23 protein-coding genes are annotated in these 21,601 nt (G+C 71.9%); 15 read left to right on the top strand and 8 right to left on the bottom strand.

The window, feature by feature from the left end:
- Nucleotides 1-4: 4 nt before the first annotated feature.
- From ACFQ3T_RS15980 to ACFQ3T_RS15970, 3 genes are all read left to right on the top strand, one after another.
- Nucleotides 5-1,186, top strand: a complete 1,182-nt coding sequence (locus tag ACFQ3T_RS15980) for an ABC transporter ATP-binding protein (protein WP_380724050.1) — start codon at nt 5-7, stop codon at nt 1,184-1,186.
- A gap of 257 nt (nt 1,187-1,443) precedes the next feature.
- On the top strand, nt 1,444-2,331 hold the full coding sequence (locus ACFQ3T_RS15975; RefSeq protein WP_380724049.1) for an SDR family NAD(P)-dependent oxidoreductase: 888 nt from the start codon (nt 1,444-1,446) through the stop codon (nt 2,329-2,331).
- 139 nt (nt 2,332-2,470) lie between these two features.
- Nucleotides 2,471-3,442 (top strand): hypothetical protein, encoded by a 972-nt coding sequence (locus ACFQ3T_RS15970; RefSeq protein WP_380724048.1) that lies wholly within the window; start codon nt 2,471-2,473, stop codon nt 3,440-3,442.
- Between the two features lie 3 nt (nt 3,443-3,445).
- Here the strand turns inward: ACFQ3T_RS15970 and ACFQ3T_RS15965 are convergent, their stop codons facing one another.
- Nucleotides 3,446-4,288 (bottom strand): chromosome partitioning protein ParB, encoded by an 843-nt coding sequence (locus tag ACFQ3T_RS15965; RefSeq protein WP_380724047.1) that lies wholly within the window; start codon nt 4,286-4,288, stop codon nt 3,446-3,448.
- The gene (locus tag ACFQ3T_RS15960) at nt 4,278-4,961 is read right to left on the bottom strand and encodes a metallophosphoesterase family protein (RefSeq protein WP_380724046.1); all 684 of its coding nucleotides are present in this window, start codon (nt 4,959-4,961) and stop codon (nt 4,278-4,280) included. Before ACFQ3T_RS15960 ends, ACFQ3T_RS15965 begins: the two co-directional genes overlap by 11 nt.
- A gap of 108 nt (nt 4,962-5,069) precedes the next feature.
- On the opposite strand from ACFQ3T_RS15960, the gene ACFQ3T_RS15955 reads away from it, so the two are divergent.
- Nucleotides 5,070-6,155 (top strand): DUF2332 domain-containing protein, encoded by a 1,086-nt coding sequence (locus ACFQ3T_RS15955; RefSeq protein WP_380724045.1) that lies wholly within the window; start codon nt 5,070-5,072, stop codon nt 6,153-6,155.
- A gap of 202 nt (nt 6,156-6,357) precedes the next feature.
- On the opposite strand, the gene corA is transcribed toward ACFQ3T_RS15955, so the two are convergent.
- Nucleotides 6,358-7,434, bottom strand: coding sequence for a magnesium/cobalt transporter CorA (corA, locus tag ACFQ3T_RS15950; RefSeq protein ID WP_380724044.1), 1,077 nt, complete (start codon nt 7,432-7,434; stop codon nt 6,358-6,360).
- A 257-nt stretch (nt 7,435-7,691) separates the two neighbouring features.
- Here corA and ACFQ3T_RS15945 point away from each other — a divergent pair, with 257 nt between their 5' ends.
- The 7 genes from ACFQ3T_RS15945 (at nt 7,692) to ACFQ3T_RS15915 (ending at nt 13,034) form a co-directional block, all read left to right on the top strand.
- Nucleotides 7,692-8,231: a MaoC family dehydratase gene (locus tag ACFQ3T_RS15945; protein WP_380724059.1), complete on the top strand. Its 540-nt coding sequence runs from the start codon at nt 7,692-7,694 to the stop codon at nt 8,229-8,231.
- 25 nt (nt 8,232-8,256) lie between these two features.
- Nucleotides 8,257-9,342, top strand: a complete 1,086-nt coding sequence (locus tag ACFQ3T_RS15940) for a DUF2332 domain-containing protein (protein ID WP_380724043.1) — start codon at nt 8,257-8,259, stop codon at nt 9,340-9,342.
- A 570-nt stretch (nt 9,343-9,912) separates the two neighbouring features.
- Nucleotides 9,913-10,071, top strand: a complete 159-nt coding sequence (locus ACFQ3T_RS15935; protein ID WP_380724042.1) for a hypothetical protein — start codon at nt 9,913-9,915, stop codon at nt 10,069-10,071.
- A 38-nt stretch (nt 10,072-10,109) separates the two neighbouring features.
- Nucleotides 10,110-10,670, top strand: a complete 561-nt coding sequence (locus ACFQ3T_RS15930) for a PH domain-containing protein (protein WP_380724041.1) — start codon at nt 10,110-10,112, stop codon at nt 10,668-10,670.
- Between the two features lie 48 nt (nt 10,671-10,718).
- Complete coding sequence (locus ACFQ3T_RS15925; protein ID WP_380724040.1) at nt 10,719-11,576, top strand: PHP domain-containing protein; 858 nt, start codon at nt 10,719-10,721, stop codon at nt 11,574-11,576.
- A gap of 305 nt (nt 11,577-11,881) precedes the next feature.
- Nucleotides 11,882-12,721 carry a RecB family exonuclease gene (locus ACFQ3T_RS15920; protein WP_380724039.1) on the top strand — a complete coding sequence of 280 codons (840 nt, stop codon included), beginning with the start codon at nt 11,882-11,884 and terminating at the stop codon, nt 12,719-12,721.
- Between the two features lie 10 nt (nt 12,722-12,731).
- Entirely contained in the window at nt 12,732-13,034 is a 303-nt protein-coding gene (locus tag ACFQ3T_RS15915; protein ID WP_380724038.1) for a hypothetical protein, read from the top strand.
- A gap of 36 nt (nt 13,035-13,070) precedes the next feature.
- On the opposite strand, the gene ACFQ3T_RS15910 is transcribed toward ACFQ3T_RS15915, so the two are convergent.
- The 3 genes from ACFQ3T_RS15910 to ACFQ3T_RS15900 form a co-directional block, all read right to left on the bottom strand.
- Nucleotides 13,071-13,943 (bottom strand): alpha/beta fold hydrolase, encoded by an 873-nt coding sequence (locus tag ACFQ3T_RS15910; RefSeq protein WP_380724037.1) that lies wholly within the window; start codon nt 13,941-13,943, stop codon nt 13,071-13,073.
- 97 nt (nt 13,944-14,040) lie between these two features.
- A complete protein-coding gene (locus ACFQ3T_RS15905) occupies nt 14,041-15,405 on the bottom strand; it encodes an Rv3212 family protein (protein WP_380724036.1) in 1,365 nt (454 codons plus the stop codon).
- A gap of 81 nt (nt 15,406-15,486) precedes the next feature.
- On the bottom strand, nt 15,487-17,184 hold the full coding sequence (locus tag ACFQ3T_RS15900) for a DEAD/DEAH box helicase (protein ID WP_380724035.1): 1,698 nt from the start codon (nt 17,182-17,184) through the stop codon (nt 15,487-15,489).
- Nucleotides 17,185-17,539: 355 nt separating this feature from the next.
- Here ACFQ3T_RS15900 and ACFQ3T_RS15895 point away from each other — a divergent pair, with 355 nt between their 5' ends.
- Nucleotides 17,540-18,238 (top strand): ferritin-like fold-containing protein, encoded by a 699-nt coding sequence (locus ACFQ3T_RS15895; protein WP_380724034.1) that lies wholly within the window; start codon nt 17,540-17,542, stop codon nt 18,236-18,238.
- A gap of 39 nt (nt 18,239-18,277) precedes the next feature.
- The gene (locus ACFQ3T_RS15890; protein WP_380724033.1) at nt 18,278-18,508 is read left to right on the top strand and encodes a DUF3107 domain-containing protein; all 231 of its coding nucleotides are present in this window, start codon (nt 18,278-18,280) and stop codon (nt 18,506-18,508) included.
- Between the two features lie 79 nt (nt 18,509-18,587).
- On the opposite strand, the gene ACFQ3T_RS15885 is transcribed toward ACFQ3T_RS15890, so the two are convergent.
- Nucleotides 18,588-18,896, bottom strand: coding sequence for a DUF4873 domain-containing protein (locus ACFQ3T_RS15885; RefSeq protein WP_380724032.1), 309 nt, complete (start codon nt 18,894-18,896; stop codon nt 18,588-18,590).
- On the bottom strand, nt 18,896-19,645 hold the full coding sequence (locus tag ACFQ3T_RS15880; protein ID WP_380724031.1) for a TetR/AcrR family transcriptional regulator: 750 nt from the start codon (nt 19,643-19,645) through the stop codon (nt 18,896-18,898). Before ACFQ3T_RS15880 ends, ACFQ3T_RS15885 begins: the two co-directional genes overlap by 1 nt.
- 61 nt (nt 19,646-19,706) lie before the next feature.
- On the opposite strand from ACFQ3T_RS15880, the gene ACFQ3T_RS15875 reads away from it, so the two are divergent.
- Nucleotides 19,707-20,606, top strand: coding sequence for an AurF N-oxygenase family protein (locus ACFQ3T_RS15875; protein ID WP_380724030.1), 900 nt, complete (start codon nt 19,707-19,709; stop codon nt 20,604-20,606).
- Nucleotides 20,579-21,481, top strand: coding sequence for an alpha/beta fold hydrolase (locus ACFQ3T_RS15870; protein WP_380724029.1), 903 nt, complete (start codon nt 20,579-20,581; stop codon nt 21,479-21,481). The genes ACFQ3T_RS15875 and ACFQ3T_RS15870 overlap by 28 nt, the downstream gene beginning before the upstream one ends.
- Nucleotides 21,482-21,601: the final 120 nt, after the last annotated feature.

Here is a 21,601-nt window from a genome sequence, read left to right as displayed (position 1 = left end):
AGCAATGGCCGAGATCGTTCTGGACAACGTGACCAAGCAGTACCCCGACGGCGCGGTGGCCGTGCGGGACGTGGACATCGAGATCGCCGACGGCGAGTTCATCATCCTGGTCGGCCCGTCGGGCTGCGGGAAGTCCACGACCCTCAACATGATCGCGGGCCTGGAGGACATCACGTCCGGCGAGCTGCGCATCGGCGGCGAGCGGGTCAACGAGCGCGCGCCCAAGGACCGCGACATCGCGATGGTGTTCCAGTCCTACGCGCTCTACCCGCACATGACCGTGAAGGAGAACATGGCCTTCCCGCTGCGGCTGGCCAAGGTGGACGACGCCACGGTGGAGAAGAAGGTCCGGGAGGCCGCGCAGATCCTCGACCTGACCCAGCACCTGGACCGCAAGCCGTCCAACCTGTCCGGCGGGCAGCGGCAGCGGGTCGCGATGGGACGCGCGATCGTGCGCAGCCCCAAGGCGTTCCTGATGGACGAGCCCCTGTCCAACCTGGACGCGAAGCTGCGCGTGCAGATGCGCACGTCGGTGTCGCGGCTGCAGAAGCAGCTCGGCACCACCACCGTCTACGTGACGCACGACCAGACCGAGGCGATGACCCTCGGCGACCGGGTGGTGGTGATGCGGGGCGGCGCGGTGCAGCAGATCGGCGCGCCGCAGTTCCTCTACGACAACCCGGCCAACCTGTTCGTCGCCGGGTTCATCGGCTCGCCCGCGATGAACTTCGTGCCCGCCGCGCTGGAGCACGGCACGTTGCGCGCGGCGCTCGGCGACGTGCCGCTCACCGACCGGGTGCGCGGGCTGCTGGAGAGCGCCGACGCACCCCGTGAGGTGATCATGGGGCTGCGGCCGGAGCACTTCGAGGACGCCCGGTTGGTGGAAGACCACGTTCGCTCGACCGGGGTCAGCTTCACCAACCAGGTCGACGTGCTGGAGTCGATGGGGTCGGACAAGTTCGCCTACTTCAGCCTCTCGGGTGAACAGGCGACGTCGGCGGAACTGGCCGAGCTCGCCGCCGACGCGGGCAGCGCCGACGTGCCGGGCGGCGGCGTGTCCCTGGTCGCCCGGATCTCGGCGACGTCCACCGCGACCGAGGGCGAGCCGGCCGAGATCTGGTTCGACCCGGACAAGGTGCAGCTGTTCGACCCGGACAGCGGCCGCAACCTCACCTACCGCGGCTGAGCGACACCCCGGAGGGCCGTCCCGCGCACGTCGGGGCGGCCCTCCGGCATTTCGGCGCACGTCGCGGCGCGTTGCCGACCAGTCCGGAGCATCAGCGGGGACGAACTCCATAGGCCATTCAGCGCAGCAGGAACGCAACTCGCCGCAATTGTCGCGCCGTCACTCCCGCCGATCCCCACGCTGGTCGAAGGCGGTGACGACTCCGGCCGTAAAGGGCCGGGGCAGGGGAGTCCGCCGAGCACAGAGAAGAGCGCGAGATGGGGATCCTTGACGGAAAAGCAGTCGTGATCACCGGGGCGGGGCGTGGGTTGGGCGAGGCCTACGCGATGCACGCGGCGCAGGCCGGTGCGGCGGTCGTGGTCAACGACGTGGACGCTGACCAGGCAGAACAGGTGGCCGAGCACATCAGGTCGTACGGCGGGCGCGCCGTGGCGAGCACGCACACCGTGGCCGATCCCAGCGAGGCCGAGAAGATCGTGGGAATGTGCCAGGCGGAGTTCGGCCGGGTCGACGGCCTGGTGAACAACGCCGGGCTGAACTACGAGACAGTGCCGTGGGAGGACGACCCGGAATCGATCCGGCGCATCGTCGAGGTGAACCTCCTGGGGGTCATATTCACCGGAATGGCGGCGATGCGCGTGATGCGCGAGCAGGGTTCCGGTTCCATCGTCAACATTTCGTCAGGCGCGTTTCTCGGTCAGCGCAAACTCGCCACCTACTCCGCCACCAAGGGCGCCGTGGCGTCGCTCAGCTCGTCGTGGGCGCTGGACCTGGAGGGCGACAACATCCGGGTCAACGCGGTCTGCCCGGTCGCGCACACCCGGATGGTGTGGAAGTCCGAGCGGTCCCTGCGCGCCATCCCGGCCGACCGCACCCCCGGCAAGGTCGCGCCGCTGGTGCTGTTCCTGCTCAGCGACGCGGCCGACGGCATCACCGGCCAGGTGGTCCGGTGCAACGGCCGGCAGCTGCACCTGGTCGGCTACCCGTACTTCAAGCAGCCGATCCTGGAGAGCGACGCCTGGGACACCACCTCCGTGAAGCGGGCCTTCGACGGCGTCCTGCAAGCCCACCTCGAACCGTTCGGCCTGGAGAAGCGCATGCCGCCGCGGCTGCGCGAGCTCGTGGAGCCCGGCCGGACGGCGTGACGGCCGCGGGGAAGTGCCGCCTCGCGTGGGCACTTCCCCTCCGAGAGGCCGCGGATCACCTGTCTGCCAACGGATTCCGCGCCGGTCACTCCTTCGGGTGATCGCTTTGGTGTCGGTACCCGGTGCCACGATGCTGGACATGGGCGCACGCACACCTCGTGTCACGGACTGGCGGCTGGTGGTGCAGTCGCGGCTGGACCGCGTCCGGGCCGACCTCGCGGCGCTCGGACCGCCCGACCCCCTCGACCTGGAGAGCCGGCAGTGGCGGGCGGTCGCCGAGCAGGAGGCCGCCGTCGTCGAGGACATGATCACCCGCACGGAGTCGCGGTGGCGCACGGTGGCGTCGTGGTGGTCCGGCTGGCACATCGAACGCGCCTGGCGGTCCGTGCACGAGGCGGAGATCGCGGTCGTGGCCGCCGGCAACGGGTTCCAGGGCCGGCTGCCGGGGCTCAAGGCACGGGTCGCCGAGAACCTGCACGAGCACGACCCGCGCCGCGTCGCGCTGGAGGAGATGCGGCCGGGGGAGCACCCGCTGGCCGTCGAGCGGGAACTCGTCGTGGACGCGCTGCGGGCGGCGTTCGACGCGTCCGACTTCGCCCACGCCGGGTCGCGGGCGCTGCGGAACAAGCTGATCGCCGCCTCCGCCGTGCTGTTCGTCGTCAACACCGTGCTGGGCGTCGTCGGGCTGGTGAAGCCGGGGCTGATCCCGATGTGCGTCGGCTCCGAGAAGCTGCCGACGGTGTGCCCGTCGGGCAAGGGCGCGGCGAGCACGGACGTGTGGCTCGTGCAGGTGCTCGGGGCGTTCGGCGCGGTGCTGTCGGCCGTCGTGCTGCTCCTGCGCCGGCGGCCGAGCCTGTCGCCGTACGTCATGGTCGGCTACCAGGCCCTGATCAAGGTGCTGCTGGGCGCCGCGCTGGCCGTGGTGGGCATCCTGGCGCTCGGCGCGGGCGTGACGACCGGCCTCATCGGCGTCGCGTCGCAGGCGGCGCTGCTGCTGTGGGCCGTCATCCTCGGGTACGGCCAGCAGGTCGCGACGCGGCTGCTCGACAGCTACACGGACCGGGTGATGGACCAGGCCCGGCCCCTGCCGAGGCTGGAGAGCCAGCGGTAGCCGTCACCGGGTCCGCGAGCGGAGGGTGGAGATGACGTCCTGGTCCCACCGGTGCGTGCGGATCAGGCGGTACCGCTCGGCGGCGACCCACAGGTACGCCTCGGTCTCCGTCCGGTCGCCGACCAGGTCCGCCTGCCGCAGCATCCCCACCACCGGCACGTACTCCTCCTCGTACCAGCGCTTCGCGATCGTCGCCCGGTCCATGAGCACGCCCTCGTCCTGCATCAGCCGGAAACCCCACGCCTCCACGTGCTCGCCCAGCCCGGCGTAGTCCCACGGGTCCGACAGCACCACGGCCACCCGCGCCTGCCCGCTCAACGGCACCCGTTCCAGGAACAGCCGCCGGTAGTCCTTCACGATCAGGTCGCCGCGGTGCCGGATGCCGTGCGCCGAGATCCGCGTGACGACCTCCGTCACGTACGCGTCGATGACCTCCAGCCCCAACGCGTGCGCCACCGACACCCGGTGGTGCCCGTCCTGGACGAAGTGCAGGTCGCCGACCCGGTACACCTCGATGGGCGGCACGGGCTCGCCGCGCCGCTGGGCCAGCGCCAACCGCTGCCACCGCTCGCGCACCCGCGCGGACGTCGGCCGGAACCGGCGGTCGAAGTCACGGGTCCGGTCCACGCTGCCCACGATCGAGTCCAGCCGGATCGTCCGCAGCCCCAGCCGCCGTTCGCTGAGCATCCCCAGCGCCTCCACGACCTCGTGGAACGGCAGCGTGATGTTCACGTCGTCCGGCTCGCGCCGCAGCCACGTCGACAGCCGGGACATCACCTGCCGGCGACGTGCGCGCAGGAAGTCGTTCTCCGCGTCGGCCTGCGGAAAACCCGTGTCACGGCGCACGACGCGCCCCCTCTCCGTCGTCGGCCGGGATGTCCAGCACCCGGTACCCCACCACGTTCACCACGCGGGTCGAGCCCAGCGCGCGGTCCTCCTTCACGGCGCCGTGCGGGTGGATGTGCCCGTGCAGCATGAGCGGTGGCCGCAGCCGCCGCACGGCGTCGTGCAGGCACGCGAACCCGCGGTGCGGCGGGTCCGGCTCGTCACCGCAGCCCAGCGGCGGCGAGTGCGTGAGCAGCACGTCGACGCCGCGCCCGTCCCGCAGCCGCCGCCACTGGGCCGTCCGCAGCACCCGCCGCAGCCGCCGCGCCTGCTGCCGCTCGGTCCACTGGTTCGGCCCGCCGCTGTACCGGATCGACCCGCCGAGTCCCGCGATCCGCAGCCCGGCGACGTCCACCACGCGCTCGTCCGCGTTCACGGCGCCCGCCGGGCCGGGCCACCGCGCGGGGATGCCCGCCTTCGTCCACAGGCCGCGCACGTTGGCATAACCGGTCAGGTCGACGTCGTGGTTCCCGGGCACGAACACGCACGGCCGGTCCAGCGCGTTCGCCAGGAACTCCAGGTAGTCGAACGGCAGGTCGCCCGCGGCCACGACGAGGTCGACGTCGTGCCGCCGCACCTGCTCGGTCCACAGCTGCTCGACGACCTCGTCGGCCACCGCGAGCACCTTCGGCATCCATCGAGCCTAAGCGCTTCGGCCGACGGCGACACCTCGCCGGCGAAAGGGGTGAAACCCGCCGTCCTCCTCCTGCCCCACAAGGGAAATCGGGTTAGCGTCAGTGCCGTGCTCGCCGAGCTGTTCCTCGACGCGTCGCGCGCCTGCCGGGTCCACAGCCCGCTCACCCACACCCTGCTGGTGTCGGCGGCGGACGACCTGACCCGCGGCGGCGTCACCGCGCGGGTGATGGCGGGCGCCCAGTGCGACCGCCACGGCACCGTGCCGGGCCTGCGGTTCGCGGGCGCGCTGCACCGGCTCGTCCTCGAAGGGCGCGCGCCCGCGCTGGCCCGGCACTACCCGACGGTGGGTGGCGAACCCGATCTCGGCAGGCTGTGGGACGACGCGCTGCCCGTGCTGGAGGAGCACGCCGACGAACTGCGCTTCCTGGTCACGTCCACGGTCGTGCAGACCAACGAGCCGGGCCGCAGCGCGCCCCTGTTCGGCGGGCTCCAGACCGCGACCCACCTGGCCGCCGCCGAGGCGGGCCGGCGGGCGACGTTCCCCGTCCGGCTCCTCGAGGTGGGCGCGTCGGGCGGCCTGAACCTGCGCCCGCACCGCATCGCGTACGTCGTGGACGGCGTGGCGGCGGGCGACCCCGGCAGCCCGTTCGAGCTGGACCCGAAGTGGACCGGCCGCCCGCCCGTCGACGTCCGCCACCCCCTGCGCCTGGTCCGGCGCGCGGGCTGCGACCTCGACCCGGTGGACGTGACGACCGAGGACGGGCGGCTGCACCTGTCGTCGTTCGTCTGGGCCGACCAGCTCCACCGGTTCCGGCGCCTCCAGGCGGCGATCGACCTCGCGCGCCTCGACCCCGTGCCGGTCCAGCGGGCGACCGGCCCCGAGTGGCTGGCCGACCAGCTGGCCCAGCCGGAGCGGGACGTGCTGACCGTCGTGTGGCACTCGGTGGTCTGGCAGTACGCGTCGCCGGCGGACCGGGCGATGGGCCGCGCGATCCTCGCCGACGCCGCCGCCCGCGCCACCCCGCAGGCGCCGCTGGCGCTGCTCGTCTACGAACCCCGCCGCACCCACCGGACCGACCCGTACGAGTTCCAGCTCCTGCTGAAGCTCTGGCCCGCCGGTGTCTCGCTGCGCCTGGGCTCGGGCGCGGGCCACGGCATCCCGTTCACGTGGGACACCGCGCCCTGGACCTGAGGGTTCGGCGCCCGCGAGGTCGCGACTCCCGGGCGACCGAGCCGCCGTCCGCGGAGCAGCGGCGATCAAGCACCGTTGGCGATCAGCAGGGTCACGGTGGCCAGCCAGCCGATGAGGAACGTGACGATCCAGAACCGCAGGTTGGTGAACATCCTCGTCATGTCGGAACACTCCGTCGCGGAAGAAGGGCGGTTGAGCGGACTCAGAGCCATTGGTTCCGGCGGAATATTCGGTACAGCGTCAGGCAGACCACGAGGATCACGGCCATCACCAGGGGGTAGCCGTAGCGCCAGTGCAGTTCCGGCATGTAGTCGAAGTTCATGCCGTACACGCCGACGCCCATGGTCGGCACGGAGATGATCGCCACCCACGCGGCGAGCTTGCGCATGTCGGAGTTCTGCTGGAGCGTGATCTTCGCCAGCACGGCGTTGACCAGCGTCGTCAGCAGCTCGTCGAAGTTGATGACGCGTTCGGACACCTCGGTGAGGTGGTCGTCCACGTCGCGGAAGTACGAGCGCACCTGCTCGGGGATCAGCGGCGTGTAGCCCTCCGCCAACCGCCGCAGCGGCACGGCCAGCGGCATCACCGCGCGGCGCAGCTCCAGCACCTCGCGCTTCATCAGGTAGATCTGGTCGGCGCTGACCCGGCTGCGCGGCTGGAAGACCAGCGCCTCCATCTGGTCGATGTCGTCCTCGATGTGGTCGGTCACGTCGAGGTAGTTGTCGACCACGTGGTCGGCGATGGAGTACAGCACCGCGGCCGGCCCGTGGCGCAGCCGGTCGGGCTCCTCCTCCAGCTCCCGCCGCACGGCGGCCAGCCCGGAGTGGTTGCCGTGCCGCACCGTCACCACGAAGTCGCGGCCGAGGAACACCATGACCTCGCCGCTCTCCACGATCTCGTTGGCCGTGTCGGGCGACGCGTTCTGCACGTACCGCACGGTCTTGAGCACCATGAACAGCGTGTTGTCGTAGCGCTCCAGCTTGGGCCGCTGGTGGGCGTGCACGGCGTCCTCGACGGCCAGCTCGTGCAGCCCGAACGTGTCGGCGATGCCCTGGATCTGCGTCTCGTCCGGCTCGTGCAGCCCGATCCAGACGAAGCCGTCGCCGCGCTTGCGCACCTCGTCCACCGCGTCCGTGTGCGACCACCGGCCGGGCAGGCGCTTGCCGTCGACGTAGACGCCGCAGTCCACGACGTAGTGCGACAGCGGCACGGGGACGGGCACGGACGGGCGTTCGGGCGTGCGGCCTCTCAGGCCGCCGAGCGAGGGCAGGCTGGGCACGGGTGACCTCCGGTTCAGGGGCGTCGACATCGACGAACGACGACGGCACGTCCCCGACCGGTACCGCTGGGCCTAGCTGGTGAGAGCCGGCTCCCCGATGAGGACGCGCGAGGTACTCGCAGGATGGGGGTCGTTACTCATCGGTAGTCCTCACCTCCTCGGGGTCGGTTGTCCGCGGCGGTGTAGTCGCTCACAGACCGGTTGCCGAGGGTACTCCCCCGGTGCTCACACTGTCGTCCCGGTCGGGGTGGACCTCGATCACACGGAACACCAGCCAACGGAGGCGTGCGGTGCAGTTCGGGCGTTACTACGAGGAGTTCGAGGTCGGCGCGGTCTACAAGCACTGGCCCGGGAAGACGGTCACCGAGTACGACGACCACCTGTTCTGCCTCCTGACCATGAACCACCACCCGTTGCACATGGACGCGCACTACGCGGCGGAGACCACCGACTTCGGCAAGAACGTCGTCGTCGGCAACTACATCTACTCCCTGCTGCTGGGCATGTCCGTGCCGGACGTGTCGGGCAAGGCCATCGCCAACCTCGAGGTCGAGTCGCTCAAGCACATCAAGCCGACCTTCCACGGCGACACCATCTACGGTGAGACCGAGGTGCTGGACAAGACGCCGTCCAAGTCCAAGGACGACCGCGGTGTCGTGTACGTCGAGACCCGCGGGTACAAGCAGGATGGAACGGTCGTCTGCGTGTTCCGCCGCAAGGTGATGGTGCCGAAGCGGTCCTACGGCGAGGCGCGCGGTGGCGAGCAGCCGGGAAGGCCCGAACCGTCCGCCGGCTGAACCGGCGGTTGGACGAAGGAGTGACGTGACCCCGCTGGATCTGGTGCGGCAACGACTGGCCGGGTTCGCCCGGGAGGAGGCGCGCGGCGTCTCCCCGCTCTACGAGCACCTGGCCGCGCACGCCGCCGACGATCCGGAGGTCGCCGGTCTGCTGACCGCCGCCCCGGAGCGGTTCGCCCACGCGACCCTGTTCCTGGCGGCGGCGCACCGGCTGCTCCAGGCCGAGCCGTACCACGAGCTGTCGAACTACTACCCGTCGTTGGGCGGCACGTACGGCGCGGACGTCAACACGTGGACGGTGTTCCGCCGGTTCGTGCTGGAACGGGCCGACCGGATGCGGGCGCTGATCTCCACCCGCACCACGCAGACCAACGAGGTGCGCCGCGCCGCGCTCCTCTACCCGGCGCTCGCGCAGGTCAAGGGTCCGGTGGCGCTGCTGGAGGTCGGTTGTTCCGCCGGCCTCCTGCTCGGCCTCGACCAGTACGGCTACCGCTACCAGACCGAGCAGGCCGGGCAGCTCGTCGCCGGTCCGGCCAAGGCGGCGCTCGGGCTGCACTGCGCGGTGGAGCTGGCGCCGGGCGCGGAGCTGCCGAAGATCCCCAAGGCGGTGAAGATCGCGGCGAAGGTGGGGCTGGACCGGGCGCCCGCCGACCTGACCGACGAGGACACGTACGCGTGGCTGGAGGCGTGCGTGTGGGCGGACCAGCCGGAGCGGCTGCGGCTGTTCGGCGTGGCGGCGGCCGTGCAGCGGAAGTCGCCGCCGGAACTGGTCGTCGGCGACGCCGTGGCGGACCTCGCCGCGGCCGTCGACCGGCTGCCCGCCGAGCTGCCGCTGGTCGTGCTGACCAGCAACGTGCTGCCGTACCTGTCGGGCGAGGAGTTCGTGCGCGCGCTGGGCGCGCTGGACCGGCCGCTGTGGTGGCTGAGCCACGAGGTGTACGACGCGGCGCTGGCGCACGTGCTGCCGGGCCGGGACGACCTGCGGCCCGCGCCGGGCGAGGCGGCGTTCGGCGTGCTGGGGCTGACCCGGTTCGAGGACGGCGGGCCGCGGTCGACGCGGGTTCTGGCGCGCACGGCGCCGCACGGCCAGCGGTTGGTCTGGCTCGCCTGATCGGGCGAAGTCGATCAGCGCCGGGGGCGACGGCCGCGCTCCCCGAGGGCCTCGTGGACCTTCTCGGCCAGTGGGAGTGTGGCCAAGATCGCAGCGTCCGCCCATCGGACCTCCGATGCGTCGTCGCCCGCTCGGACCACACCCGATCGCACCTGGCAGGCGCAGTCGCGGATGACGTGGACGCCCCGTGGCGCCGGACGGGTGACGGTTCTGATCAACTCCCCGACGGTCACGGAGAGTCCCGTTTCCCTCCTTAGTTACCGCACAATTGCGGTTTCGTCGGATTCGCCAGGCTCAACTCGGCCGCCCGGTCACGGCCACAGTCCCTCACCTGGGGGATTGCTCCCTCTTGCGAGTAACAGTCGCCCGTTCGTGTCATGGACTGTGCCGCCGACACGGCGGATCGGAGACTCACGTTCGGCCGTCACGCTTACCGTGCGTAGTCACACCGGGTTGGCGGTGCAGGACGCTGACCCAAGTGCGGTACAAATCTCCCGACGTGTCGCGGAGTGCGGTACAACGGTTTTCACTGGCGCCAAACGGGTGCGGTAGCGAACGGGGTTGATCACCGTGAATCTGAAGAAGATTCTCACTTTCGCCGGGGTCGGCTTGGTCCTGTTCTTCCTCATCGCGGAGCCACAGCAGGCGGCTCAGCTCGTGCAGGACATCCTGGGGACGCTGCGGACGGCGGCTGAGGCGCTCATCACCTTCGTGAAACAATTGTTCTGAGTCGCCCGGCTCCTCCCCGACGGCGAGAGGTCGAAGGCATGTTCGCACCACGGGATCCCGACGAGTACCTGCTCCCCACGGAGCGTCGGGTCATCCGGGTACGCAGGCACTGGAGCAGTCTGCTCTGGGATCTCCTCGAAGCCGGCGCACTGCTCGCCGGCGCGATGATGATCTCGTACCTGCTGCCCGACAACGCCGGCGTCATCCAGAACATCCTCTGGTACGCCTCGCTGTTCGTGCTGCTCAGGCTGGCCTACTTCGTCATGGAGTGGTGGGTGGAGCGGATCGTGGTCACCGACAAGCGGTTCATGATCTCCTCGGGGGTCTTCGAGACCAAGGTCGCCATGATGCCGATCAGCAAGGTCACCGACCTGACCTACGAGCGCTCGGTGCTCGGGCGCATGTTCGGCTTCGGCACCCTGGTCGTGGAGTCGGCCGGTCAGATCCAGGCCCTCAACCGGATCGAGTACCTGCCGAACCCCGAGGAGGTCTACGACGCCATCTCGGAGTTGACCTTCGGCGACAAGAAGGCACAGGCCGAGCGGTTCTCGATGATCAAGGCGCAGCGGGCGGCGCGCGGCAAGAAGATGGTGCCGTAGCCGCGGCGCGGCCGTGGTGCGGACTCGGCCGTAGTGGAGACTGGCAGGGTGCGCATCGACCTGCACACCCACTCGACCGAGTCCGACGGCACCGACACGCCCGCGGAGCTGGTGGCGGCAGCGGCCGCCGCCGGCTTGAGCGCGGTCGCGCTCACCGACCACGACACCGCCGCCGGCTGGGCGGAGGCGGCCGACGCGCTGCCACCCGGCCTGCGGCTGGTGCGTGGCGCCGAGCTGTCGTGCGCCTCCGACGACGGCCGGGGTCGGGTCATCACCGTCCACCTGCTCGCCTACCTGTACGACCACACCTCGGCCGCGCTGGTCGAGGAGCAGCTCCGGCTGCGGCTCGAACGACGGCACCGGCTGCGCCGGATGGCCGAGCGGATGGTCGACGACGGTTTCCCCATCGACCCCGACGAGCTGATGGCGGCGATGCCGACCGACGCGCCGGCCGGCCGCCCGCACCTCGCGATGGCGTTGATCCGGGCTGGGGTGGTGCGCACGGTGGACGAGGCGTTCGCCCGCTACCTGACCGGCGGCCGGTACTACGTGCCGCGGACCGACACGCCCGTCGCGCGGGCCATCGAGATGATCACCGAAGCCGGCGGGGTGACGGTGCTCGCGCACCCGTTCGCCACGTCGCGCGGCCCGATCGTCACCGACCAGGTGCTAGCCGACCTGGCCGCCCAAGGACTGGCGGGCGTGGAAGTGGACCACCCCGACCACGACCCCGGGACGCGGGCACGGCTGCGCGGCCTGGCGAACGACCTGGGCTTGGTGATGACGGGCTCCAGCGACTACCACGGCACCAACAAGACCGTGAAGCTCGGCGCGGAGACCACCGCCCCCGAGGCCCTGGAAGCCCTGGCCGACAAAGCCACCGGCTGCAAGATCCTGGTCGGCTAGCCACCACCCACCCCACCGCCGCGAGGCCGCGTCGGTAGTTCGCACCTCATCCGCCGGTGATCACGCTCTTCGATCGCCGGCGGATCAGGTGCGAGCTGCCGACTTCATGGCGGCCGAGCCGCCGTCTGCGGAGCAGCGGCCATGTGCACGGCCGCGTCGGTAGTTCGCGGCCCATCCCGCGGCGATCACGCTTTTCGATCGTCGCGGGATCGGTCGCGAGCTGCCGACTTCCAGGCGGCCGAGCCGCGACGCCGGAGGCGGTGCCATGTGCACAGCAGCGGCAGATAGATCGGTAGCGTGGACCTGTGCAGGAACAGTTGGGGTTCGACTTCGGCGCGATGCCGAAGAAGCTCGTGCGGGTGACTCCGGCGAAGCTCGCCACGTGGGCCGACTGCCCGCGCCGCTTCCGCATGGCCTACCTCGACCGGCCGTCGCCGCCGCGTGGTGGGGCGTGGGCGCACAACACGCTCGGCGCGGTGGTGCACAACGCGTTGAAGGCGTTGTTCGACCTGCCCGCCGAGCGCCGCACGCCGGAGCAGGCGGTGGCGTTGCTGCACCGGCAGTGGAAGAGCGAGGGCTTCCGGGACGCCGAGCAGGCGGCCGTCTACCGGGACCGGGCGGTGGGCTGGGTGCGCGACTACGTCACCGAGCTGGACACCTCGATCGAACCGGTGGGCATCGAGCGCTGGGTGTCCACGCCGACGTCGAAGATCGTCGCCGAGGGCCGGGTCGACCGCATCGACCTGCGGGACGGCGAACTGGTGATCGTGGACTACAAGACCGGCCGGCACGCGCTGACCGTGGACGACGCGCGGGGCTCGCAGGCGTTGGCGCTGTACGCGCTGGCCGCGCGCCGCACGTTGCGCAAGCCGTGCTACCGGGTGGAGCTGCACCACCTGCCGTCGGGCACGGTGGCGGTGTGGGAGCACACCGAGGAGAGCCTGGCCCGGCACGTGTCGCGGGCCGAGGAGGCGGCGGACGAGTTGGCGCTCGCCACGGACACCCTCGCCGCGGGCGGTGACCCGGAGATCCTGTTCCCGCCGCGCACCGGGAACCAGTGCACGTGGTGTGACTTCCGCCGCTCCTGCCCGGAGGGGCAGCGGGCGGCGCCGACGATCGACCCGTGGGCGCTGCTCGCGCCGTAGAGTTGGCCGGGTGACGATCGTGGACAGCAGACGCGAAGCACGCCCGGCCCGGGCGTGGCGGGGCGTCAGCGGCGCGCTTGCCGTCGGCCTGGCGCTGCTGGCGTTGGCGATGATCGGCGTTCAGGTGTACGCGGGCAGCCAGGACCTGCCCGGGCCAGGGCTGGACGTGGTGGCGTGGCACGTGGTGGCGGCGGTCGCCGCGGTGGTGGCGCAGGTCGTGGCCGACCGGCGCCGCGGCTGGGTCGTCGGGGTGTGCGGCGCGGTGGTCGTGCTGCTGGCCGCGGCGGTCCTGTGGTTCTTCTGGTGGGCCTGACCCGCTGATCCCGACCGGGCGGGGGTGGTGCTCCGGTCAGGAGAGCCAGGCGCGCCAGGTCGGCAGCAGGGTCGCCAGGAGCGCGTCGGGCACCTCGGTGTTGGGCGAGTGCATCGCGCCCGGCAGCACGGCGAAGTCGGCGTCCAGCCGTTCCGCCATGTCCCGCTGGCTCGCCGCCGACCAGGCGTCGTCCAGCTCACCGCACACCACCAGGCACGGGATGCCGGACGACCGGGTGACGCGGGCCAGCTTCGCGACCAGGTCGGGTTCGGTGCGCAGCGCCGAGCCCATGCCGAGCAGCCCCGCGGGCGACGACCGGACGAACCGCTCGCGGTAGAAGTCCTTCAGCTCCTGCGGGATGAGCCGCCACCGCGGTTGCAACGCCTGACGGGTCTCGTTGACCTGCTGCGACGCCTCGATGCCCTGTTCGCGGAGCACGACCTCGCCGTAGTCGAGGGCGGTGCGGCGGGCGCCGGGCGGCAGCTCCGACGGGCCGGACGCGAGCAGCGTCAGCCCCGACACGGGCGCGCCGGCGAGCACCGCGCCGCGGGCCACGAGCCCGCCGAACGAGTGGCCGAGCAGCAGCACGCGCCTGCCCTCGGCGGCCAGCTTCGCCACCAGTTCCGCCATCACCGCGCCCAGCTCGGCCGGCCGGTAGGCGGACTCCGCCACCGGGCCGACGGACTCGTACTGGCCGGGCAGGTCGACGGCCACGACCTCGATGCCCGCGTCGGAGATCGGGTCGAGCAGGGGCGCGAAGTCCTCTTTGGACCCGGTGTAGCCGGGCAGCAGCAACGCGGTCGCGCCGAGGTCCGAGCCGGCGGCGGGCGCGCGCAGCGCGGCGATCGGTCCGTGTCGGCCGGGCAGGTCCACGCGTTCCGCGCGGTGCGGGCTGAACTGCGAGTGCACGTTCGCAGTCTGCCCCACTCGGGGTGCCGGCGCGTGACGCCTTACCGCAGCGCGGCCACGACAGCGCGCCTACTTCCGCGCGCCCACCGCACTGCGCCTACCGCAGTGCGACGAGCGTTCCGCCCCGCTGTTCCAGCACCACGGTGCCCTCGGTGGCCATCTCGACCGGCCCGGTGTGGCCGTCGCGGTCCACCGGGATCGCGCCGACCTCCTGGCCGGTGACCTGGTCGAGCACCTTGAGGCCGTCCGTCACGGGCACGAGCAGCCGGCCGGCGAGCGTGGTGCCGGGGCCGAGCGTGTCGTTCGCCGTCCACAGCGGGTTCAGCTCGGCGGGCGACAGCGCCACCGTCTTCGAGCCGGTGAACCAGTACACGTTCGCGGTGCTCGTGAACGTCGACGCGACGCGGCCGGGCGGGTCGCCCGCCAGCTCCTCCGCGCCGACGTCCACGGGGTGGCTGGTGACCAGGGAGCCGGTCTCGGCGTCGAACACCACGATCCGGTTCGGCACGGCCACCGCGACGCGGGTCGCGGTCACCGCGATCACCCGGGCGCCCTTCTCCCCGATCACGGCGGTGGTGAGGACCTGCGGCTCGTCGGACTTCTCCGGGTTCGGCTTCAGCACCGTGAGCCGGTCGGACGGGTCGAGCGCGGGGCAGCGCTCGATCAGCGCGATCTTGCCGGCGGTGACGGCGAACGAGCCGTAGGTGCAGCCGGTGCGCGGCTGCTTGCCCGGGTTCACGATCGCGCGCAGCGTGCCGTACTCCAGCGAGCGGACGAGGTCGTCGCGGCGGTAGACCTCGACGAACGTCTCACCCGTCGTGAGCACGTGCGAGCCCTCGTTCAGTAGGCGCGTGCCGAGCTCGGCGTCGCCGTTGCGCTGCGGCCCGCGCTTGCCGGAGGCGAGTTCGAGGGTGGTGACCTCGGAGCAGTTGGTGTCCTTGCGGTGCACCGCGAACACCCGGCCCCAGGCCGTGGTGACGGTGCACAGGGGCCAGTCGCGGGCGTAGCGCCAGCGGACGTCGCCGGTGAGCGCGTCGTGCCCGACGACCTCGCCGCCGTCGGCGGTGACCACGACCGAGTCGAGGTTCACCGGGACGGGGGTCGCGCCGCTGGGCGCGCGCCAGACCTCCGAGAGCGACGGCGGCATCTCGGTGGCCGGTTGCAGCGGGGTGATCTCGGACGGGCCGGTGACGCTGGTGGTGTTGCGCGCGTCGCTGGTCAGCCACAGGACCAGGCTCGCGACCAGCACGCCGACGAGGACGAGCGCCAGCCCGACGAAGTCGCGCCTGGTGCGGAACGACCGGGCCGGTAGCGGTTCCGCGTCGTCGTCGTCCGGCGACTCGAGGGGCTCCGCCAGCACGTCCTCGTCGAGGACGACCTGCCCGTTCGACTCCGCCTGCTCCGGCTGGCCCACTGCCCGGCTCCCGATGGTCGGTGATCTCTCGCGTTCAGTCTGCGACATGCTGCCACCACGGGGAACAGGTCGGTGTGAGGTCCACCGGGCCGGGCAGCGCTCGGACCGCGCTGCCCACCACGATCGCCCCTACTCGGCGGGGGCGGACTCGCCCGTCTCGCCGGCGCCGGTCGTGCGGCGACGCCTGCGCCGGCGGGGGCGCTCGCCCTCAGCCGAAGACGCCGCACCGGACGGCCCGGACTCGGCCGGCGGCGCGGCGGACGACGTCGACCAGGTGGCCGAAGCACCTGCCGTGACCTCGGCCGACGTGCCGTTCTGGCCGTTCTCGCCCGACGTGACGCCCGCGCGGCTGCGGCGACGGCGACGCGGCCGCGTGCCGCCTTCCTCGCCCGAGCCGGAGCCCGTCGTGCTGCTGCTGCTACCCGCGCTGGTGCTGGTCTCCGGAGCCGGGGCCGCGTCACCGCCGGCACGTCCCGTCCGCCGGCGCTTGCGCGTCTTCTTCTCGCCCTTCAGGTTCTCCTCGGGCTCGGCGTCCAGGCCGGCGCGCGTGCGCTGGCCCAGCGGCAGCCGGCCGGTCGAACCCGCCGGGATGTCGAGGTCGGCGAACAGGTGGTCGGACGTCGAGTACGTCTCCACCGGCTCGGGCTTGCCGAGGTTGAGCGCGTCGCTGATCATCTTCCAGCGCGGCATCTCGTCCCAGTCGACCAGCGTGACCGCGACACCCGTGCGCCCCGCGCGACCCGTGCGGCCGATGCGGTGCACGTAGGTCTTCTCGTCCTCGGGGCACTGGTAGTTGATCACGTGCGTGACGCCCTCGACGTCGATGCCGCGGGCCGCGACGTCCGTCGCCACCAGCACGTCGATCTTGCCGGAGCGGAACGCCCGCAACGCCTGCTCGCGCGCGCCCTGACCGAGGTCGCCGTGCACGGCCGCCGCGGCGAAACCGCGTTCGACCAGGTCGTCGGCCACCTTCTGGGCGGTGCGCTTGGTGCGGGTGAAGACCATCGACAGGCCGCGCTCGCGGGCCTGGAGCGCGCGGGCCAGCAACTCCGACTTGTCGAGCGCGTGCGCCCGGTAGACGAACTGCTCGGTGCGCTCGTGGATCGCGCCCGCGTCGTTCTCCTCCGCCCGCACGTGCGTGGGCTGGTTGAGGAACGTGCGCGCCAGCGTGATGATCGGGCCGGGCATGGTCGCCGAGAACAGCATGGTCTGCCGCTCGTCGGGCACCATGCGCAGGATGCGCTCGATGTCGGGCAGGAAGCCCAGGTCGAGCATCTCGTCGGCCTCGTCCAGCACCAGGCCGCGGACCTTGCCGAGCACCAGGTGGCGCTGCTCGGCCAGGTCGAGCAGGCGGCCCGGCGTGCCGACGACCACGTCGACGCCCTTGCGGAGCGCCGCGATCTGCGGCTCGTACGGCCGGCCGCCGTAGATGGCCAGCACGCGCACGTTGAGGTGCTTCGCCGCGTCGGTCAGGTCGTGGGTGACCTGCAGGCACAGCTCGCGCGTCGGCACGACGACGAGCGCCTGCGGCGTGCCGTCGCCGGGCGTGACGATGCGCTGGAGCAGCGGGATGCCGAAGCCCAGCGTCTTGCCGGTGCCCGTGCGGGCCTGGCCGATGACGTCGTCGCCGGCCAGCGCCAGCGGCAGGGTCAGCTCCTGGATGGCGAACGTGCGGTGGATGCCGGCCTCGGCCAGGGAGCGCACGATCTCCTCGCGCACGCCCAGTTCGCCGAACGTGGGCGAGTCGGGCTTGACGGGCGCGTCGGCCACGAGCGGGTGGGACGTGTCCTCGGCGGGCACCCCCGCCTCGCTGTGCTCCAACGCCACCGGGTCGACGTGGGTGTCTTCGTTTGTCGCGGTCAGGATGATCGCCTCTCTCGTACCAAGCGCGCCACGGCCTGTACGGGCCGCTCGACCGCGTCACCGCCACCGGGCCGTCGCAAGGGGCCGGGCGGGTCGCGGGAAGGGCCGGCGAGGTGTGTGCGCGCACCCTCTCCTGACGGCACGGTGCCGCCGCAGTTCAGCCTTCGGCACCGCTGCGAGCCCCCACTGGGCCGCGCCGCGCCGGGCGTCAAGTGTCGAGTCTACCCGTCGACTAGGCCGATCGGGCTGGAACACCGGGCACGGGTGCCGGCACGCGTGCCTGGGGTGTTGCGAAGGACACCCGGCTAGGCTCCCCGGTATGAGCGACCCAGGAGTGGATGGAGCGGCGGGTCAGGCGGTGGTGACGGGCCAGGCGGGCCAGGTGCCCGAGGGCGTCGTGGACCTGCTGGGCGCGCTCGCGTACGGCGAGCTGTCGGCGTTCGACCGGATGGCCGAGGACGCCCGGACCGCGCCCACGCTGGCCGGTCGGGCCGCGTTGTCGCAGATGGCGGCGGCCGAGATCGGCCACTACGCGCTGCTGGAGCAGTACCTGGCCGACCGCGGCCACTCGCTGGAGGAGGCCATGCGGCCGTTCGCCGCGGGCTTCGACGCGTTCCACGCCTCCACCGCGCCGCGGTCGTGGTTGGAATCGCTGGTCAAGGCCTACGTGGGCGACGGGCTGGCGGCCGACTTCTACCGCGAGGTCGCCGAGTGGCTGGACGAGCCGACCAAGGAGCTCGTGCTCGCCGTGCTGGCCGACACGGGCCACTCGGCGTTCGCCGAGCGCGAAGTCCAGGCCGCCTGCGACACCGACCCGAAGCTGCGCGACCGGCTGACGCTGTGGGGCCGCCGGCTGCTCGGCGAGGCGTTGACGCAGGCCCAGTACGTGGTGGCGGAGCGGGACGGGCTCGCGGAGCTGATCGTGCGCGGCTCGGGCGACCTCGCCGGCATCGCGGCGCTGTTCCGCCGCCTCCAGCAGAGCCACACGCGGCGCATGTCGGCGCTCGGTCTCGGCTAGGGTTGCTTCGAAAGCCATCAACGCCGCACGGAGGTCAGCGTGGAGGTCAGGGTCGGGATCGCGGACAGCCCGCGGGAGCTCGTGGTGTCCAGCGGGCTCACCCACGAAGAGGTCGAGGCGCAGGTCGCGGACGCGCTGAAGGCGGGCTCCGGGCAGCTCGTGCTGGTCGACCAGAAGGGCGCCCGCTACGTGGTGCCCGCGGCGCGCATCGCCTACGTGGAGATCGGTCCGAGCGACGCCCGCCGGGTCGGTTTCGTCTCCGGCGACTGAGCGTCCGCGCCGAGCCGCCGGCAGCAGGCACGAGAAGGGGCACCCGATCGGGTGCCCCTTCCGCGTTTTCTCCCCCCGGTCAGCCGACCGGGAACGGCGGGGTGGACGTCCCCGCCACCCGGTAGCGCCGCCAGGGGTCGGGGTCGGTGAGCGACCCGGTCGCCGTGCCGTCGGGGGTGCGCAGCAGCGCGGTCCGCGCACCGCCCTCCACGAGCTCGGTGACCTCGTCGTTCGCGCCGACCCGGCCGTACCAGTGGTAGCGGCCGTCGATGGGTTGGAAGAAGCCGCGCAGCTCGACGCTCACCGGCACCTCCCGCTCGTCGAACACCAGCACCGCCGCGCCGGTGTACCCGTCCTCGTCGTGCTCGTGCTCCTGCTCGTCGGACATCACGCCTCCTCGCCGTTGACGATGCGCAGCCGGGCCCCGTCCGCCGGTCCGGCGGTGGGACGTGCGGTGTCGGGCAGGTCGGTGGTCAGCGGGGCGTCCGGGTCCAGCTCCACGCCCGCGGAGCGCAGCAGGCCGTCGATGGCGTGCCAGATGATCGTGGTCAGGTAGTCGCTGAGGCCCGCCCGCGTCATCGACTGCCGGTCGAGCCACCAGTCGCCCGCGTTCTGCACCATGCCGACCAGCGCGTGCGCCCACGGCTCGGCGCCGCCGGAGTCCATGCCGAACGCCCGCAGGTAGTCGCCGAGCAGGCGCGCCAGGGTGTTGGCGATCATCTGCTTGTCCTCGGTGACGACGTCCTGCTCCACCGGCCGGTCGGTGAACGACTTGCGCACCACGAACCGGTACAGGTTGGGGTGCTCCTCGATCACCGACAGGTACGCGTCGACGATGCGCTTGATGCGCTCGCGGATCGGCCCGTCGTGGCCGAGGGCCGGCCCCATCTTGTCCATGAGCATCTCGGTGCCGCGCTGCCCGACCGCCAGGTACAGGTCCGACTTGTCGGCGAAGTGCCGGTAGAGCACCGGCTTGCTGACGCCCGCCTCGGCGGCGATCTCGTCCATCCCCACGTCCGGGCCGTGCTGGGCGACGGCGCGGATGGTGGCCTCCACGAATTCGGCGCGCCGCGCCTCGCGGTGCCCCTTCCACCGTTCCCGGCGGGCGTCCGTTCCGCCCTTGACAGTTCGAGCCATGTGAAGCACGCTACCAGAAGTAACTGTTACCTCAAGTAGCACATATCCGGGGAGGGACCCGATGACGAGGACCTTGAAGGTGGCGGACCGCGAGAAGACCGCCGAACGGCTGCTCAACTCCTCGGCTGACAAGTTCTACGACCCCGAGGTGGACATCGACTGGGCCGCGCCGCTCGTCGACGGGTTGAGGTACACCCCGGAGCACCGCTGCTCCCTCTACGGCACCGAGCTGTGGGACCGGATGTCGCCGGACCAGCGCGTCGACCTGTCCCGGCACGAGGTCGCCAGCATCGCCAGCGTCGGCCTGTGGTTCGAGATCCTCCTGATGCAGATGCTGCTGAAGGAGGTCTACCGGTCCGACCCGACGACCAAGCACGCGCAGTACGCGTTGACCGAGATCGCCGACGAGTGCCGGCACTCCACGATGTTCGCGCGCATGGTCGAGCGGATCGGCTGCCCGCCCTACGGCCCCCGCCGGCACGTCTACCACCTGGGCAAGGCGCTCCCGGTGATCGGCTACGGGCCCGCGCTCTACGGCTCGATCCTGGTCGCCGAGGAGGTCCTCGACCGGTTGCAGCGCGAGACGATGGCCGACGAGTCCGTGCAGCCGCTCGTGCGCATGGTCAACCGCATCCACGTGCTCGAAGAGGCGCGGCACGTCCGGTTCGCGCGGGAGGAGGTCGTGCGCGGCATGGAGACGTTGACCAGGAAGGAGCTGGGGTACCAGCGCTGGCTCATCGCGACCACGTCCATGTTCATCACCCGGTCGCTGATCAACCCGGACGTCTACGCGGCCGTCGGGCTGGACGAGGACGAGGCGCACAAGGCCGCGCTGGGCAACCCGCACTGGCAGGAGACCATCCGCTGGTCGGGCGAGCGGATCATGAAGTTCCTGGACGAGGTGGGCCTGGTCGGCAAGCCGGGGATGCGGGCATGGCGTCGGTCGTTCCTGCTCGGATGAGCCGCGCCGGCGCGCCCTCGGACGTCGACCACCGGTTCGTCACGTCGGACGGCACCGCGCTGCACGTCGTGGACACCGGGCCGGTCGACGCCGCGCTGACCTCCGTGCTGCTGCACGGCTGGACGCTGGACCACACGTCGTGGGACCTCGTCGCGGCCGGGCTGCCGGGCCGCGTGCTCCGGTACGACCACCGCGGTCACGGCCGGTCGGCGCCCGCGCCGGTCGGCACGGCCACCATCGAGCGGTGCGCGGACGACCTGGCCGAGCTGATCGCGGCCCGGGTGCCCACCGGCCGGATCGTGCTGGCCGGGCACTCGATGGGCGGCATGACGATCATGGCGTTGGCCGAGCAGCACCCCTCGCTGCTCGACCGCGTCGCCGGCGTCGCCCTGGTCGCCACCTCATCGGGTGAACTTGCCGGTTCGACGCTGGGCCTGCCCGGCGCCGCCGGCCGGGCGTTCCTGGCGGGGGAGAAGCTGGTGAACCGCCGCATCGCCCGGTTCCGGCGTCCTGAGCTGCTGAAGCGCACCGAGGTCGCCCGGCCGGGGCTGCGGTGGCTGCTGTTCGGGCGCCGGCCGTCGTGGCGGCACGTCGCCCTGACGGCGGCCATGGTCGGCCGCTGCCACCCGGTGAGCATGGTCGGCTTCCGCGACTCGCTGAACGACCACGACCGGCGCAAGGCCCTGGCGGAGCTCGCCGGCGTCCCGTCGGTCGTGCTGGCGGGCACGGAGGACCGGCTGACGCCACTGCGCCACGCGCGCGTGCTGGCGGACGAACTGCCCCACGCCGAGCTGACGATCTACCCGGGGGCGGGCCACATGCTGCCGTTGGAGAGGGCGGGGGAAGTCGCAGCACACGTTCGCGCACTGCTGTGACTGCTGTGTTGGATCGCGCCGTGTTGGATTGCGCCGCCTCCGGCGTCGCGGCTCGGCCGCCTGGAAGTCGGTCGTTCGCTGTGTTGGATTGCGCCGCCTCCGGCGTCGCGGCTCGGCGGC

Source organism: Saccharothrix hoggarensis (genome assembly GCF_042678885.1).
Lineage (GTDB): Bacteria > Actinomycetota > Actinomycetes > Mycobacteriales > Pseudonocardiaceae > Actinosynnema > Actinosynnema hoggarensis.
This window is presented reverse-complemented; position numbering and strand designations above follow the sequence as displayed.